This window comes from Pseudomonas khorasanensis (genome assembly GCF_014268505.2).
Taxonomy (GTDB): domain Bacteria; phylum Pseudomonadota; class Gammaproteobacteria; order Pseudomonadales; family Pseudomonadaceae; genus Aquipseudomonas; species Aquipseudomonas khorasanensis.
In genome coordinates this window covers 432,258-447,019 of sequence record NZ_JABWQP020000003.1, presented here as the reverse complement: position 1 = coordinate 447,019, position 14,762 = coordinate 432,258, and the positions used below count along the sequence as shown (strand labels likewise).

Sequence of the window (14,762 nt, the reverse complement as noted above, 5' to 3'; positions counted from 1 at the left end):
ATGGAGTTAGCTGATGACGCCCGACTGCACCCGCAGCAAGGCCCGGCGATTCAAGTTCGTAGTCTGATGCAGCCGCTCCCTTGCCGCAGGCGAAAGCCGGCGGGATAACAAGAACGATAAGGGGAACCCGCAATGATGCGACATCCACATGTCTGGATGGGCCTCCTGTTGTGGTCGATTTTCAGCCAGGCCAATGCGGCCTGGACTGTGAATATGGCGCCTGGAGCGACTGAAATCAGTCACGCAGTATTCGACCTGCACATGACCATTTTCTGGATCTGTGTGGTGATCGGGGTCATCGTCTTCGGCGCCATGTTCTGGTCGATGATGGTGCACCGCCGTTCCACTGGCCAGGTCGCGGCAAAATTCCATGAAAGCACCGGCGTGGAGATCATGTGGACCATCGTGCCGCTGCTGATCCTGGTCGGCATGGCCGTTCCCGCCACCGCGACGCTGATCAAGATGTACGACACCAGCGAGCCGGACATCGATATCCAGGTCACCGGCTATCAATGGAAGTGGCACTACAAATACCTGGGCCAGGACGTCGAGTTTTTCAGCAACCTGGCCACCCCCGCCGATCAGATTCACAACAAGGAAGCCAAGGGCGAGCATTACCTGCTCGAGGTCGACAAGCCATTGGTGCTGCCGACCGGCGCCAAGGTGCGCTTCCTCGTCACCTCGGCCGATGTCATCCACTCATGGTGGGTGCCGGCCTTCGCAGTCAAGCGCGACGCGATCCCGGGGTTCGTCAACGAAGCCTGGACGCGCGTCGACAAACCCGGTCTCTACCGCGGCCAGTGCGCTGAATTGTGCGGCAAGGATCACGGATTCATGCCGATTGTGGTCGAGGTCAAGGACAAGGCCGACTACGAAACCTGGCTTGCCGAGCGCAAGGCCGAAGCCGCGCAGCTTAAAGAACTGACTACCAAAGAGTGGACTCTCGACGAACTCAAAGAGCGCGGCGACAAGGTCTATCACACCGCCTGCGTGGCCTGTCACCAGGCCGAAGGCCAGGGCTTGCCGCCGATGTTCCCGGCGCTCAAAGGCTCGAAAATCGCCACCGGCCCGATCAAGGATCACCTGAGCATCGTCGTCCACGGCAAGCCCGGCACTGCCATGGCAGCGTTCGGCAAGCAGTTGTCGGAAGTCGATATTGCAGCGGTCGTGACTTACGAACGTAACGCCTGGGGCAACAACAAGGGCGACATGGTCACGCCAAAAGAAGTGCTGGAGATGAAACAGGCGGACAGCCAATGAGCCGGTCAATTGCGTACTTCGTCAATCGGTCAGGGCTGCGTGCCCCGGCCCGCCTCGTCCACTCACCTGAAGGAGACCGGCCATGAGCGCTGTCATCGATGACCACGGTCACGCCGACCACGCCCACGGCCCGGCCAAAGGCCTGATGCGCTGGGTGTTGACCACCAACCACAAGGACATCGGCACGCTGTACCTATGGTTTGCGTTCTGCATGTTCTTGCTCGGCGGCTCGTTCGCCATGGTCATTCGCGCCGAGCTGTTCCAGCCCGGACTGCAGATCGTGCAGCCCGAATTTTTCAACCAGATGACCACCATGCATGGTCTGGTGATGGTCTTCGGCGCGGTGATGCCGGCATTCGTGGGCCTCGCCAACTGGATGATTCCGCTGATGGTCGGCGCGCCGGACATGGCGCTGCCACGGATGAACAACTTCAGCTTCTGGCTGCTGCCGGCGGCGTTCCTGCTGTTGGTCTCGACCCTGTTCTCACCAGGTGGCGGGCCGAATTTTGGCTGGACGTTCTACGCACCGCTGTCCACAACATACGCACCGGAAAGCGTGACCTTCTTCATCTTCGCCATCCACTTGATGGGCATCAGTTCGATCATGGGCGCGATCAACGTGGTCGCGACCATCCTCAACCTGCGTGCGCCCGGCATGACCCTGATGAAAATGCCGCTCTTCGTCTGGACCTGGCTGATCACCGCATTTCTGCTGATTGCGGTGATGCCGGTACTGGCCGGGTGCGTGACGATGATGCTGATGGACATTCATTTCGGCACCAGTTTCTTCAGCGCCGCCGGTGGCGGTGACCCGGTGCTGTTCCAGCATGTGTTCTGGTTCTTCGGGCACCCCGAGGTGTACATCATGATCCTGCCGGCCTTCGGCGCGGTCAGCCAGATCATCCCGGCCTTCGCCCGCAAGCCGCTGTTCGGCTACACCTCGATGGTCTACGCCACGGCGAGCATCGCGTTCCTGTCGTTCATCGTCTGGGCGCACCACATGTTCGTGGTCGGCATTCCACTGGTGGGCGAGTTGTTCTTCATGTACGCGACCATGCTCATCGCGGTGCCGACCGGGGTGAAGGTGTTCAACTGGGCCAGCACCATGTGGCAAGGCTCGATGACCTTCGAGACGCCGATGCTGTTTGCCGTGGCGTTCGTGATTCTGTTCTCCATCGGCGGGTTCTCCGGGTTGATGCTGGCGATCGCCCCGGCGGACTTCCAGTATCAGGACACCTACTTTGTGGTTGCCCACTTCCATTACGTGCTGGTGCCGGGGGCGATCTTCGGAATCTTCGCCTCGGCCTATTACTGGCTGCCGAAGTGGACCGGGCACATGTACGACGAAACCCTCGGCAAGCTGCATTTCTGGCTGTCGTTCGTGGGGATGAACCTGACCTTCTTCCCGATGCACTTTGTCGGGCTGGCGGGGATGCCTCGGCGGATTCCGGACTACAACCTGCAGTTCGCCGATTTCAACATGGTCTCCTCGATCGGTGCGTTCATGTTCGGTGCCACGCAGATCTTCTTCCTGTTCATCGTCATCAAGACCATCCGCGGCGGCGAGCCGGCACCGGCAAAACCGTGGGATGGCGCCGAAGGCCTTGAGTGGAGCGTGCCGTCACCGGCGCCGTATCACACGTTCACCACGCCGCCGGAAGTGAAATGAACATGGATCTCTTTGTGGGAGCGAGCCTGCTCGCGAAGAACGATGACTGGGTGTGCTTGACGCATCGCGGCGTCTGCTTCGCGAGCAGGCTCGCTCCCACAGGGGCTCGCGGGGGAGGTTTGAACCATGGCTGATTCGATCTCGCTGAAAAAACTCGTCACTTGCCTGCTGCTGGTGGTGGTGGCGATGTTTGTCTTCGGTTTTGCCCTGGTGCCGATCTACGACGTGATGTGCAAAGCCTTTGGTATCAACGGCAAGACCGGCGGGCAGTATCAGGGCGAGCAAGTCGTCGACACCTCACGGCAGGTGCGGGTGCAGTTTCTGTCGACCAACACCGCCGACATGCCGTGGGATTTCTATCCCAAACATGACGAACTGACCGCCAATCCGGGCGCCGTCAACGAGATGGTGTTTATCGCGCGCAACCCCACCGACAAACCGATGAGCGCGCAAGCCGTGCCGAGCATCGCGCCGAGCAATGCGGCGGCGTTTTTCCACAAGACCGAATGTTTTTGCTTTACCCAGCAGGTGCTGCAGCCCGGTGAACAGATCGAGATGCCCGTGCGTTTCATCGTTGACCGCGACATGCCCAAGGAAGTGAAGCACCTGACGCTGTCTTACACGCTGTTCGATATCACCGCCCGACATCCTCCAGTGGCTGTTAACACTGGCGGTTGAGCGTGCCCGATAAGGAGAACAATAAATGGCAACTCATGAGCACTACTACGTCCCCGCCCAGAGCAAATGGCCGATCATCGCCACGATCGGGATGCTCGTTACGGTGTACGGCCTGGCGATCTGGTTCAACGACCTGAAAGCAGCACGCCCGGAATCCAACGGCCCGCTGGTATTCTTCGTCGGCGGCCTGCTGCTGGCGTACATGCTGTTCGGCTGGTTTGGTGCGGTGATCAAGGAAAGCCGTGCGGGACTGTACAGCGCGCAACTGGACCGCTCGTTTCGCTGGGGGATGAGCTGGTTCATCTTTTCCGAAGTGATGTTCTTCGTCGCCTTCTTCGGCGCGCTGTTTTATGTGCGCGTCGTCTCGGCCCCCGGCCTGGCCGGCGAAGGCAGCAAGGGCCTGTCGGAAATGCTCTGGCCGAATTTCGAATATGTCTGGCCATTGCTGAACAATCCGGACCCGAAACTTTTTCCAGCTCCCAAGGACGTCATCAGCCCCTGGGGTTTGCCGCTGCTCAACACGATTCTGCTGGTCACTTCCAGTGTGACCATCACCATTGCCCACCATGCCCTGAAGAAAGGTCATCGCGGTGCGCTCAAGCTCTGGCTGGCGATCACGGTGCTGCTGGGCTGCGCCTTCCTCGGCTTTCAGGTTGAGGAATACGTTCACGCCTACAAGGAACTGGGGTTGACCCTGGGCTCTGGCATCTACGGCGCGACGTTCTTCATGCTCACCGGGTTCCACGGCGCCCACGTGACCATCGGGACAATCATTCTGTTCGTGATGCTGATGCGCGTGATGAAAGGCCATTTCGACAACGAGCATCAGTTCGGCTTCGAAGCGGCGAGCTGGTATTGGCACTTCGTGGACGTGGTGTGGATCGGCTTGTTCTTCTTCGTTTACATACTTTGAAGCCTGCCGCTTACGCCTACCACGGCGCGTGAGACACCAGTTGGCCGCTGTAGAAACCCCAGGCGATCAAGCCTACGGTCACGGCGGCCAGCGCCACCCGAACACTCAAGGCGATGACCAGACGATTCGAGCTGGCGTCGTCCTTGACCAGGAAAAACAGGCCGCTGAACAGGCTGATCACCGTAGCAATCAGCATCAGGACGATGGCTGCTTTGAGCATGGGAAGACTCCGGGGGACAGGCGATGCAATTGAGTATAGCGATCACGACGACTGACCTTGTGGCGCAGCCATGAAGCGCTTTCGGCCGGGCGTGATCCCGACCGTGGTGGTGGCGCTGTTGCTGCCGCTGATGGTGTCGCTGGGTTTCTGGCAACTGGGCCGGGGTGCCGAGAAAACCGCCCTGCTCGCCAGCTACGCCGAGCGTCGCGTGGCCGACCCGATGACCAGCACCGAATTGCCCGTAAGCGCCGACCCGGCTTATCGCCGCGTGCACCTGCAGGGCCATTTCGATGCGGCCCACAGCCTGCTGCTGGACAACCGCCAGCGCAACGGCAAGGTCGGCGTCGAGTTGCTGCAACCCTTTCAGGATCAACGCACCGGCCTCTGGCTGCTGGTCAATCGCGGCTGGCTGCCGTGGCCGGACAGGCGCGTGCCACCGCAATTCACGACACCCGCCGAGGCGCTGAATATCGACGCCTGGGTCTACGTCGCTCCCGGCGCGACGTTCCAGCTGCACGCCGATCCGGTCAGCCACGTCTGGCCGCAAACAATTACGGCCGTCGAGCCGGCCAGGCTGTGGAAAACCCTGGACCGCGACGGCTTCGCCTACGAACTGCGCGCCGAGCCTGGCCCGGCCAGTTATCAGACCGACTGGCCGGTGGTTGCCATGGGCCCGGAAAAACACCTCGGTTATGCCGTGCAGTGGTTCGCCATGGCAACCGCCCTGTTCGGCCTTTATGTCTACCTCGGCTGCCACAACGCAAAGGAGAAACACCATGGGAACGGCCATGAATCCACCCAGCATGTCTGAGGCCAAACCAGCGATCAGCCGTCGTCGCGGACGGATTCAACTGCTATTGATCGTGCTCGGTGTGGTCGGCCCGATGCTGCTCGCCACCGGCATGTACAAATTGCAGTTCTGGGTGCCGGAGGGGCGCAGCTATCACGGCCAACTGATCGGCAATGGTCAGACCCGCGCCGACCTCGGCGTGCAGGCCGATGAACAGCGCTGGCAATTGCTGGTGACCGCACCGAAGGACTGCGCCGTGGACTGCCAGCAATTGGTGTATCTGGCGCGGCAAATCCAGATCGGCCTCGGTCGCGAGGCCGGACGCGCCAGCCACGCCCTGGCTGCCGCGCAACCCTTGAGCGCCGAGTACGCCACCAGACTCACCCGCGAATACCCGCAACTGCAACGTTATCCGCTGGACGCAGCCGTGTTCGGCAAGACCACGGGCGACAACGCCACACCGCACCTGTGGATCATCGACCCCCACGGCAATCTCGTGCTGCGCTACGAGCCGAATGTGAAGGGCAAGGACCTGCTCAACGACCTGCGTCATCTGCTGAAACTGTCGAACATCGGATAAGGGCACCGTCATGGCCAAACCTGGATTTCGCCTCGCGCTGTTTGCCACCCTGCTGGCGCTGATTGTGGTGCTGCTGGGCGCTTATACCCGCCTGACCCATGCCGGCCTCGGCTGCCCGGACTGGCCCGGCTGCTACGGGTTTATCAGCGTGCCGAAAAGCGAGGCGCAACTGGCCCATGCCGAACTGCATTTCCCCGACGCGCCGGTGGAGGCGCACAAGGGCTGGAACGAGATGATCCACCGCTACTTCGCCGGCTCCCTGGGTTTAGTCATTTCACTGTTGGCCGGGCGCGCATGGGTCAATCGTCGCCATCCGGGACAACCGGTAAAGCTGCCGTTGTTTCTGCTCGCGGTGGTCATTGCCCAAGCCGCCTTCGGCATGTGGACGGTGACGCTCAAGCTCTGGCCGCAGGTGGTGACCGGGCATTTGCTCGGCGGCTTTGCCACGTTGAGCCTGCTGTTTTTGCTGACCCTGAGATTGTCCGGGGTGCTGCCGGCGCTGACGGTACCCAGGCGCCTGCAATATTGGGCGACAGCGGGCCTGTTGCTGGTGATCGGCCAGATCGCATTGGGCGGCTGGGTCAGTTCCAACTACGCGGCGGTGGCTTGCATCGACTTTCCGACCTGCCATGGACAATGGCTGCCGCCAGCGGACTTCGCCAACGGCTTTCATCTGACTCAACACATCGGCCCGAATTATCTCGGCGGACAACTGGATAGCGATGCGCGCACCGCGATTCATCTCACTCATCGTATAGGCGCGCTACTGGTGACCCTGGTGCTGGTTGGTCTGGCCTGGCAGTTGAAAGGCGTGGGCATGACACGCCTGGCCGCGCTGGTGCTGATCGCGCTCGCCGCACAAATCACCCTGGGCATCAGCAACGTGCTGTTTCATCTGCCGTTGCCGGTCGCGGTCGCGCATAACGCGGGCGGTGCAGCGTTGTTACTGACCCTGGTGCTGGTCAATTATCATGCGCGCACGAGTCTGGTTCGGGTGACACAACCGGTACTCGCGCGCTGGCGCCTGAGCCCGGTCAAACACGCCGTCGCGCCCATCACGATAAAAGGAGAAACGCCATGGCGAGTCTGATCGGCGAGCGTCCGGCGCAAGCGCTGTGGCGCGATTACCTGGAACTGACCAAGCCGAAAGTCGTGGTGCTGATGCTCATCACTTCATTGGTTGGCATGTTCCTCGCGACCCGCGCCGGGGTGCCGTGGACGGTGCTGGTCTTCGGCAATCTTGGCATTGCGCTGTGTGCCGGCGGTGCGGCGGCAGTCAATCATGTGGTGGATCGGCGCATCGATGCGGTGATGGCGCGCACCCACAAGCGTCCCTTGGCGCAGGGCCGGGTTTCGCCTGCGGCGGCGCTGACCTTTGCTCTGGTATTGGCCCTGCTCGGTCAGGCCTTGCTGCTGACCTTCACCAATCAGCTGACCGCGTGGCTGACCCTCGCTTCGTTGCTGGGCTACGCGGTGATCTACACCGGTTTCCTCAAACGCGCGACGCCACAGAATATCGTCATAGGCGGTCTCGCCGGTGCCGCCCCGCCGCTGCTCGGCTGGACCGCCGCCACCGGCCACGTCAGCGCCGAACCGCTGTTGCTGGTGCTGATCATCTTCGCCTGGACACCGCCGCATTTCTGGGCGCTGGCGATTCACCGCAAGGAAGAATATGCCAAGGCTGACATCCCGATGCTGCCGGTGACCCACGGCGAGCACTACACCAAAGTGCACATTCTGCTGTACACCTTCGCGCTGCTGGCGGTGAGCCTGTTGCCCTACGTGATTCACATGAGCGGCGTGCTCTACCTGATTTGCGCCCTCGCGTTGGGTGCAAGGTTCCTGCAATGGGCCGTGGTGCTGTACCGTGGCACCCGGCCGCACGCGGCGATCAACACGTTCAAGTACTCTATCTACTACTTGTTCCTGCTGTTCATCGCCCTGCTCGTAGACCACTACTTACTGTTGAACCTATGACCCGAACCCAGAAAACCGTCTTCATCCTCGTCGCCGTGATCGCGCTGATCCTGGGCCTCACTGTCAATAAAGTGCTGAGCGGCAAAGGCCAGGGCGACCCGACCGCGCTGATCGACGCCGGCATCATCCTGCTGCCGCAAAGCCGCACCCTGCCGGATGTGACGATGACCGATCAGGACGGCAAACCGGTGGCGATCGATGAATTGGAGGGCAAGTGGAGCCTGCTGTTCTTCGGCTACACCTTCTGCCCCGATATCTGCCCGACGACTCTGGCGCAACTGCGCCAGATCAAAAGCGAGCTGCCCAAGGAGGCGGCGGACAAGCTGCAGATCGTGCTGGTCAGCGTCGATCCGAACCGCGATAACCCGAAGCAGTTGAAGCAGTATCTGGGTTACTTCGATCCGCAGTTCATTGGCCTGACGCCCACCTCGATTGAAGAGCTGCAGAAGGTCGCGAACGCGGTCAGCATCCCGTTCATTCCGGCTGATACCAGCAAACCGAATTACACAGTCGATCACAGCGGCAACCTGGCAGTGATCGGCCCGGACGGCAAGCAGCGCGGGTTCATCCGGGCGCCGTTGAACAATGCCAAGCTGGTTGCGCAGCTTCCGGACATGCTCAACCGCAAATAGTGCTCTGATGAATCCTGTGGCGAGGGAGCTTGCTCCCGCTCGGCTGCGCAGCAGTCGTAAACCCGGCTGATGCGGTGCGACAGCTAAACCACGTTAGCAGGGTTTTGGGGGCCGCTTCGCTGCCCAGCGGGAGCAAGCTCCCTCGCCACAGGAACCGGCATTCAGAGGGTCAGCTTTTCAGGCATAAAAAAGGAGCGCATCAAATGCGCCCCTTTTCGTTACAGCAACCCGATCAGAACGCCGGCAGCACCGCGCCTTTGTACTTCTCGGTGATGAATTGCTTCACCTCCGGGCTGTGCAGCGCTGCCGCGAGTTTCTTCATTGCGTCGCTGTCCTTGTTGTCCGAGCGGGACACAAGAATGTTCACGTAAGGCGAGTCGTTACCTTCGATCACCAGCGCATCCTTGGACGGGTCAAGCTTGGCTTCCAGCGCGTAGTTGGTGTTGATCAGCGCCAGATCGACCTGGGTCAGTACGCGCGGGATGGTCGCCGCTTCCAGTTCACGGAATTTCAGGTCTTTCGGGTTCTGGGCGATGTCTTTGATGGTCGACAGAATATTGGTCGGGTCCTTCAAAGTGATCACGCCAGCCTTGGCCAGCAGCATCAGCGCCCGGCCGCCGTTAGTGGCGTCGTTGGGAATTACCACGTTGGCGCCGCCTTGCAGTTCTTCGATTTTCTTGAGTTTGCTCGAGTAAGCGCCCAGTGGCTCCAGGTGTACACCGGTCACAGCGACGAGGCTGGTGCCCTTGGCCTTGTTGAACTCATCGAGGTACGGCTGATGCTGGAAGAAGTTGGCGTCCAGGCGCTTTTCGGCGACCTGCACGTTCGGCTGAATGTAGTCGGTGAAGACCTTGACCTTCAGGTCCACGCCTTCCTTGGCCAGGGCAGGCTTCACAAACTCGAGGATTTCCGCGTGCGGCACCGGCGTGGCGGCGACGGTCAGGGTTTCGGCGTGGGCCGAAAACGCAGCGATGGCAGCGAAAGCAGCGATCAGTTTTTTCATTCAGCTAACTCCTTTTCAGGGCGCCCGCCAGCTTATGGCCAGCGCCTCTATTGATGACCAGAACCGGTTATTTGCGCGAGAAATGCACGACCAGACGGTCGCCGACCATTTGCAGCACTTGCACCAGAATCAACAACAGCACCACAGTGACGATCATGACGTCGGTCTGGAAACGCTGGTAGCCGAAACGGATCGCCAAGTCGCCAAGCCCACCGGCCCCGACCACGCCGGCCATAGCCGTGTAGGAAACCAGTGTAATCGCTGTCACCGTAATCGCCGCGAAGATGCCCGGGCGGGCTTCCGGCAGCAAAGCATTCATGATGATCTGCCGCGTCGTCGCGCCCATCGATTGGGTCGCTTCGATGATGCCGCGATCGACTTCACGCAGCGCCGTTTCCACCAGACGCGCGAAAAACGGCGTGGCCCCGACCACCAGCGGCGGGATCGCACCGGCCACGCCGAGCGAGGTGCCAGTGATCAGCACCGTGAACGGGATCATCACGATCAGCAGAATAATGAACGGCAGCGAACGCAGAATGTTCACCATCACCGACAGGATCGCGTAGAGGCCACGGTTTTCCAGCAACTGACGCGGGCTGCAGAGAAACAGCAGCACGCCCAGCGGCAGGCCGAGCAACACCGTGAACAAAAGGGAGCCACCGAGCATGAGCATGGTGTCGTTGGTCGCCAGGCCGATCTCGAGCCAGTCGATGTTCTTAAAGAACAGCTTGATGGCTTCTACTGCGGCGTCGTAATGCTTGATTGCAGCGTCGAACATTTCCATTAACGCAGCACCTCCATGTGAACGTCAGCGGCGGTGAAGCGGGCGAACGCCGCTTCCATGTCGCCACCGGTGACGGCCAGGGTCAATTGCCCGTAGGGGATGTCTTTGATGCGGTCGATACGGCCCGCGAGGATGCTGTAGTCAACGCCGGTTTCCCGGGCGACAGTACCGAGCAACGGCGCGTAGGTCGCTTCGCCTTGGAACGTCAGACGTACGATGCGGCCTGGCACATGAGCGAAGTCATCACGCTGCTCGCTTTCGTCGATCTGCTCGCTTTCCTGAACGAAACGCTTGGTGGTCGGGTGCTGCGGGTGCAGGAACACATCGGCCACCGCGCCTTGCTCGACAATCACGCCGGCATCCATCACGCCGACCTGATCGCACACGCGACGGATCACATCCATTTCGTGGGTGATCAGCACGATGGTGAGTTTCAGCTCGCGGTTGATCTCGGCCAGCAGTTGCAGGACCGACGCCGTGGTCTGCGGGTCGAGGGCACTGGTGGCCTCGTCGCACAGCAGGATTTTTGGCTTGGTCGCCAGGGCGCGAGCGATGCCGACGCGCTGCTTCTGGCCGCCGGACAATTGCGCCGGGTACTTCTTCGCGTGGTCGGACAGACCCACCCGCGCCAGCAACTCGTCGACGCGCTGAAAGATTTCAGTGCTCGACAGCTCACCCGCCAGGGTCAGCGGCAACGCAACGTTGTCGGCGACGGTCTTGGAGGCGAGCAGGTTGAAGTGCTGGAAGATCATCCCGACCTGCTGGCGGAAACGGCGCAGGCCGTTGGCGTCCAGCGCGGTGACTTCTTCACCGTCGACGAAGATCTTGCCGCCGCTGGAGTCTTCCAGGCGATTGATCAGGCGCAGCAGGGTACTTTTTCCCGCACCTGAATGGCCGATCAGGCCGAAGACCTGACCGCTCTCGATCAAGAGACTGGTCGGGTGCAGGGCGGGGATGTCCTTACCGGCGACGCGGTAAGTCTTGTGGACGTTTTGAAACTCGATCACGTAGCGAACCTTGTGGGGCGCGTTAGAAAAGGATCAGCGGTTAGCCGGGCGCGCATTTTAGCCTGTCCGTATAGAGGTTCTTAGCATTTATTTTGCAATTGTCCTTCGATTTGGCAATAACGCGATCAAAGGTCAGATAAACGGAACGGCTATAGCCCTCATCAGTCACTAGGTAAGCGACTTGAACCCTGGGTGCCGTGCCCGGGGAACCACTCAAGACACCCCGGAAGGTATCGGGGGTCAAACGAGGAGTTTACGTCTGATGAGCATCAAAAAGCCTGCACCTGAAAAAAGCGCAATGGCCGGGACCGATACCCCGGATCGCGCCAACACCAATGCCAAGCTGGAAAGCCTCGAGGCATTCCGCTCCGACGCCACCGGGCAGGCCTTGCGCACCAATCAGGGCGTGAAGATCGCAGACAACCAGAACACTCTGAAGGCTGGGCCACGCGGGCCTTCGCTGCTCGAAGACTTCATCATGCGTGAAAAGATCACGCACTTTGACCACGAGAGAATTCCGGAACGCATCGTCCACGCGCGTGGCACCGGCGCGCACGGTTTCTTTCAGGCCTACGAGAACCATTCGGCGCTGACCAAGGCCGGTTTCCTGCAGGATCCGGGCAAAAAAACCCCGGTGTTCGTGCGTTTTTCCACGGTTCAGGGGCCGCGCGGCTCAGGCGACACCGTGCGTGATGTACGTGGCTTTGCGGTGAAGTTCTTCACCGACGAGGGTAACTTCGATCTGGTCGGCAACAACATGCCGGTGTTTTTCATTCAGGACGCGATCAAGTTTCCGGACTTCGTTCATGCGGTCAAACCCGAGCCGCACAATGAAATCCCGACGGGCGGTTCGGCCCATGACACCTTCTGGGATTTTGTCTCGCTGGTGCCGGAATCGGCACACATGGTCATCTGGGCGATGTCAGACCGCGCCATTCCAAAAAGCCTGCGCAGCATGCAAGGCTTCGGCGTGCACACGTTCCGCCTGATCAACGCCGAGGGCAAATCGCGCTTCGTCAAATTCCACTGGCGCCCTTCCGCCGGCACCTGCTCGCTGGTATGGGACGAAGCGCAGAAGCTCGCCGGTAAAGACACCGACTTCCACCGTCGCGATCTCTGGGAAGCCATCGAGATGGGCGATTACCCGGAATGGGAACTGGGCGTGCAAATTGTCGAAGAGGAAAACGAGCACGACTTCGATTTCGACATTCTCGACCCGACCAAGATCATTCCTGAAGAAATCGTGCCGATCACGCCGCTGGGCAAGATGACCCTGAACCGCAACCCGGACAACTTCTTTGCCGAAGTCGAGCAGGTCGCTTTCTGCCCAGGGCATATCGTGCCGGGCATCGACTTCTCCAACGACCCGCTGCTGCAAGGCCGGCTGTTTTCCTACACCGATACGCAAATCAGCCGACTCGGCGGGCCGAACTTTCATGAGTTGCCGATCAATCGTCCGGTTGCGCCGGTCCATAACGGCCAGCGCGATGCGCAACATCGCACCACGATCGACAAGGGCCGCGCCTCTTACGAGCCCAACTCGATCGACGGCGGCTGGCCGAAAGAAACCCCGCCGGCTGCGCAGGACGGTGGTTTCGAGAGCTATCCGGAGCGCATCGACGCGGCCAAGATCCGCCAACGCAGCGAATCGTTCAGCGATCACTTCTCCCAGGCACGACTGTTTTTCAACAGCATGAGCGACCATGAGAAAGAACACATCATCGCCGCTTACAGCTTTGAGCTGGGCAAGGTTGAACGCGAGTTCATCCGTGCGCGTCAAGTGAACGAGATTCTCGCCAATATCGATCTGACCCTGGCCAAGCGCGTCGCCGAAAACCTCGGCCTGCCTGCGCCGACTCAAGGCACGATCGAAGTGCGCAAGACATCGCTGGAACGCTCGCCTGCGTTGAGCCAGGCCAATCTGCTGCCCGGCGATATCAAGACGCGCAAAGTGGCAATTCTCGCTGCCAATGGCGTTGACGGTGCGGCGATTGATGCGATGAAGAAAGCGCTGGAAGCCGAGGGCGCCCACGCAAAATTGCTCGGCCCGACTTCAGCACCTGTGAAAACTGCTGACGGCAAGGCGTTGCCGGTGGATGCATCGATGGAAGGTTTGCCGTCGGTAGCGTTCGACGCGGTGTTCGTGCCGGGTGGCGCGGCGTCGATCAAGGCGTTGAGCGGCGACGGTGTAGCGCTGCATTATCTGCTGGAGGCGTACAAGCATCTGAAGGCGATTGCGCTGCACGGCGAGGCGAAACAGCTGCAGGATCTGTTGAAGCTGGATGCGGATGCGGGCTTGTTGGCGGGTGCGGATGTTGGCGCGTTGACCAAGCCGTTCTTTGACGCTATCGGGCAGCATCGGGCCTGGGCGCGGGAGCCTAAGGCGAAAGCGATTCCGGCTTAAAGGCTATTGGCTGGCAGCAAGGACGCTATCGCGAGCAGGCTCGCTCCTACAATAAATCTGTGTACAAAACAGAATCAATGTGGGAGCGAGCTTGCTCCGGGCGGCGTTCCGACGATGCTTTTACGGTTTACGCGGACTTAAAACCATCTGCGCCGGCACCGTGCGCACAATCTGTTTTTCGATCTGCAGATCGAAATCCGGATTGAGCTTCTTCACGCGCTTGCTGAGCAACGTCGCCAGCCAAGGGTAATCCGCGCTGCGCGGCGCCTGGATGCTGACCGCGCACTCGTAATTCACCACATCGGCGGCGATCGCATCGAGTTGACGGCGAAGTTTGCGACTGTCGGTGATCTCCAGCGCCACCGTGGTGCTTTCGGCGGTCGGGTCGATCACCCTGGCTTTGGGCTTGGCCTCGGCGGCCAGCAGTGCGGCTTCGGCCTTTTCCAGCTCGGCCTTGCGCGCTTCGGTGATTGCACCGTTGACGCCACCGGTGAGCGCCGGTGCCTTGGGCATCAACGCGCGGGCGCGGCTCAACGCGGTGGCGGCAGCGTTCACATCACCTTTCTGCAGAACAATCTGGCTGCGACGCAAGTACGCTTCGGCCAGTTGCCGCTGGTACTGCTCAAGGGATTGGTCGTTTGGCGTCTCAGCCTGCAACGTGGCCAATTGGGTTTCAGCGGTGGCCAGTTCGCTGCTGGCCAGGCTTTGCTCCAGCTGTGCGATGGCCGCAGCCCGCGCATCGGGGACTTGCGCCACCGGCGGCGTGCTTTGGCAGGCGCCCAGCAGCACTGAAAATGCAACAAGGAGCAGATAACGGGAGGCGAACGGCTTCATTCCTGCGACTC

Annotated in this window: 15 protein-coding genes; 10 read left to right on the top strand and 5 right to left on the bottom strand. The window is 60.6% G+C overall.

Going from position 1 to position 14,762, the window contains the following annotated elements; translation table 11 throughout:
• Nucleotides 1-132: 132 nt before the first annotated feature.
• The 4 genes from coxB (at nucleotide 133) to HU727_RS11375 (ending at nucleotide 4,520) form a co-directional block, all read left to right on the top strand.
• Complete coding sequence (coxB, locus tag HU727_RS11390) at nucleotides 133-1,260, top strand: cytochrome c oxidase subunit II (protein WP_186531406.1); 1,128 nt, start codon at nucleotides 133-135, stop codon at nucleotides 1,258-1,260.
• Nucleotides 1,261-1,342: 82 nt separating this feature from the next.
• Complete coding sequence (ctaD, locus tag HU727_RS11385) at nucleotides 1,343-2,929, top strand: cytochrome c oxidase subunit I (protein WP_186531404.1); 1,587 nt, start codon at nucleotides 1,343-1,345, stop codon at nucleotides 2,927-2,929.
• Nucleotides 2,930-3,055: 126 nt separating this feature from the next.
• A complete protein-coding gene (locus HU727_RS11380) occupies nucleotides 3,056-3,607 on the top strand; it encodes a cytochrome c oxidase assembly protein (protein WP_186531402.1) in 552 nt (183 codons plus the stop codon).
• A gap of 25 nt (nucleotides 3,608-3,632) precedes the next feature.
• On the top strand, nucleotides 3,633-4,520 hold the full coding sequence (locus tag HU727_RS11375; RefSeq protein ID WP_186531400.1) for a cytochrome c oxidase subunit 3: 888 nt from the start codon (nucleotides 3,633-3,635) through the stop codon (nucleotides 4,518-4,520).
• A gap of 16 nt (nucleotides 4,521-4,536) precedes the next feature.
• On the opposite strand, the gene HU727_RS11370 is transcribed toward HU727_RS11375, so the two are convergent.
• Nucleotides 4,537-4,740, bottom strand: coding sequence for a twin transmembrane helix small protein (locus HU727_RS11370; RefSeq protein ID WP_186531398.1), 204 nt, complete (start codon nucleotides 4,738-4,740; stop codon nucleotides 4,537-4,539).
• A gap of 70 nt (nucleotides 4,741-4,810) precedes the next feature.
• On the opposite strand from HU727_RS11370, the gene HU727_RS11365 reads away from it, so the two are divergent.
• The 5 genes from HU727_RS11365 to HU727_RS11345 are packed head-to-tail and all read left to right on the top strand — an operon-like array spanning nucleotide 4,811 to nucleotide 8,719.
• The gene (locus HU727_RS11365) at nucleotides 4,811-5,551 is read left to right on the top strand and encodes an SURF1 family protein (RefSeq protein ID WP_186531396.1); all 741 of its coding nucleotides are present in this window, start codon (nucleotides 4,811-4,813) and stop codon (nucleotides 5,549-5,551) included.
• Complete coding sequence (locus HU727_RS11360) at nucleotides 5,517-6,110, top strand: PA_0111/PP_0108 family redox-active disulfide protein (protein ID WP_186531394.1); 594 nt, start codon at nucleotides 5,517-5,519, stop codon at nucleotides 6,108-6,110. The genes HU727_RS11365 and HU727_RS11360 overlap by 35 nt, the downstream gene beginning before the upstream one ends.
• Before the next feature lie 10 nt (nucleotides 6,111-6,120).
• The gene (locus HU727_RS11355; RefSeq protein WP_186531392.1) at nucleotides 6,121-7,200 is read left to right on the top strand and encodes a COX15/CtaA family protein; all 1,080 of its coding nucleotides are present in this window, start codon (nucleotides 6,121-6,123) and stop codon (nucleotides 7,198-7,200) included.
• Nucleotides 7,188-8,087: a heme o synthase gene (gene cyoE / locus HU727_RS11350; RefSeq protein ID WP_186531390.1), complete on the top strand. Its 900-nt coding sequence runs from the start codon at nucleotides 7,188-7,190 to the stop codon at nucleotides 8,085-8,087. Before HU727_RS11355 ends, cyoE begins: the two co-directional genes overlap by 13 nt.
• The gene (locus tag HU727_RS11345) at nucleotides 8,084-8,719 is read left to right on the top strand and encodes an SCO family protein (protein ID WP_186531388.1); all 636 of its coding nucleotides are present in this window, start codon (nucleotides 8,084-8,086) and stop codon (nucleotides 8,717-8,719) included. Before cyoE ends, HU727_RS11345 begins: the two co-directional genes overlap by 4 nt.
• Before the next feature lie 232 nt (nucleotides 8,720-8,951).
• Here the strand turns inward: HU727_RS11345 and HU727_RS11340 are convergent, their stop codons facing one another.
• The 3 genes from HU727_RS11340 to HU727_RS11330 form a co-directional block, all read right to left on the bottom strand.
• Nucleotides 8,952-9,722 carry a MetQ/NlpA family ABC transporter substrate-binding protein gene (locus HU727_RS11340; protein ID WP_186531386.1) on the bottom strand — a complete coding sequence of 257 codons (771 nt, stop codon included), beginning with the start codon at nucleotides 9,720-9,722 and terminating at the stop codon, nucleotides 8,952-8,954.
• Nucleotides 9,723-9,789: 67 nt separating this feature from the next.
• Nucleotides 9,790-10,500 carry a methionine ABC transporter permease gene (locus tag HU727_RS11335; RefSeq protein WP_186531502.1) on the bottom strand — a complete coding sequence of 237 codons (711 nt, stop codon included), beginning with the start codon at nucleotides 10,498-10,500 and terminating at the stop codon, nucleotides 9,790-9,792.
• Between the two features lie 5 nt (nucleotides 10,501-10,505).
• Nucleotides 10,506-11,513 (bottom strand): methionine ABC transporter ATP-binding protein, encoded by a 1,008-nt coding sequence (locus tag HU727_RS11330; RefSeq protein ID WP_186531384.1) that lies wholly within the window; start codon nucleotides 11,511-11,513, stop codon nucleotides 10,506-10,508.
• A 262-nt stretch (nucleotides 11,514-11,775) separates the two neighbouring features.
• Here HU727_RS11330 and katE point away from each other — a divergent pair, with 262 nt between their 5' ends.
• Complete coding sequence (katE, locus tag HU727_RS11325) at nucleotides 11,776-13,917, top strand: catalase HPII (RefSeq protein WP_186531382.1); 2,142 nt, start codon at nucleotides 11,776-11,778, stop codon at nucleotides 13,915-13,917.
• Nucleotides 13,918-14,037: 120 nt separating this feature from the next.
• Here katE and HU727_RS11320 read toward each other — a convergent pair whose 3' ends face one another.
• Entirely contained in the window at nucleotides 14,038-14,751 is a 714-nt protein-coding gene (locus tag HU727_RS11320) for a PA5502 family lipoprotein (RefSeq protein WP_186531380.1), read from the bottom strand.
• Between the last annotated feature and the right edge of the window lie 11 nt (nucleotides 14,752-14,762).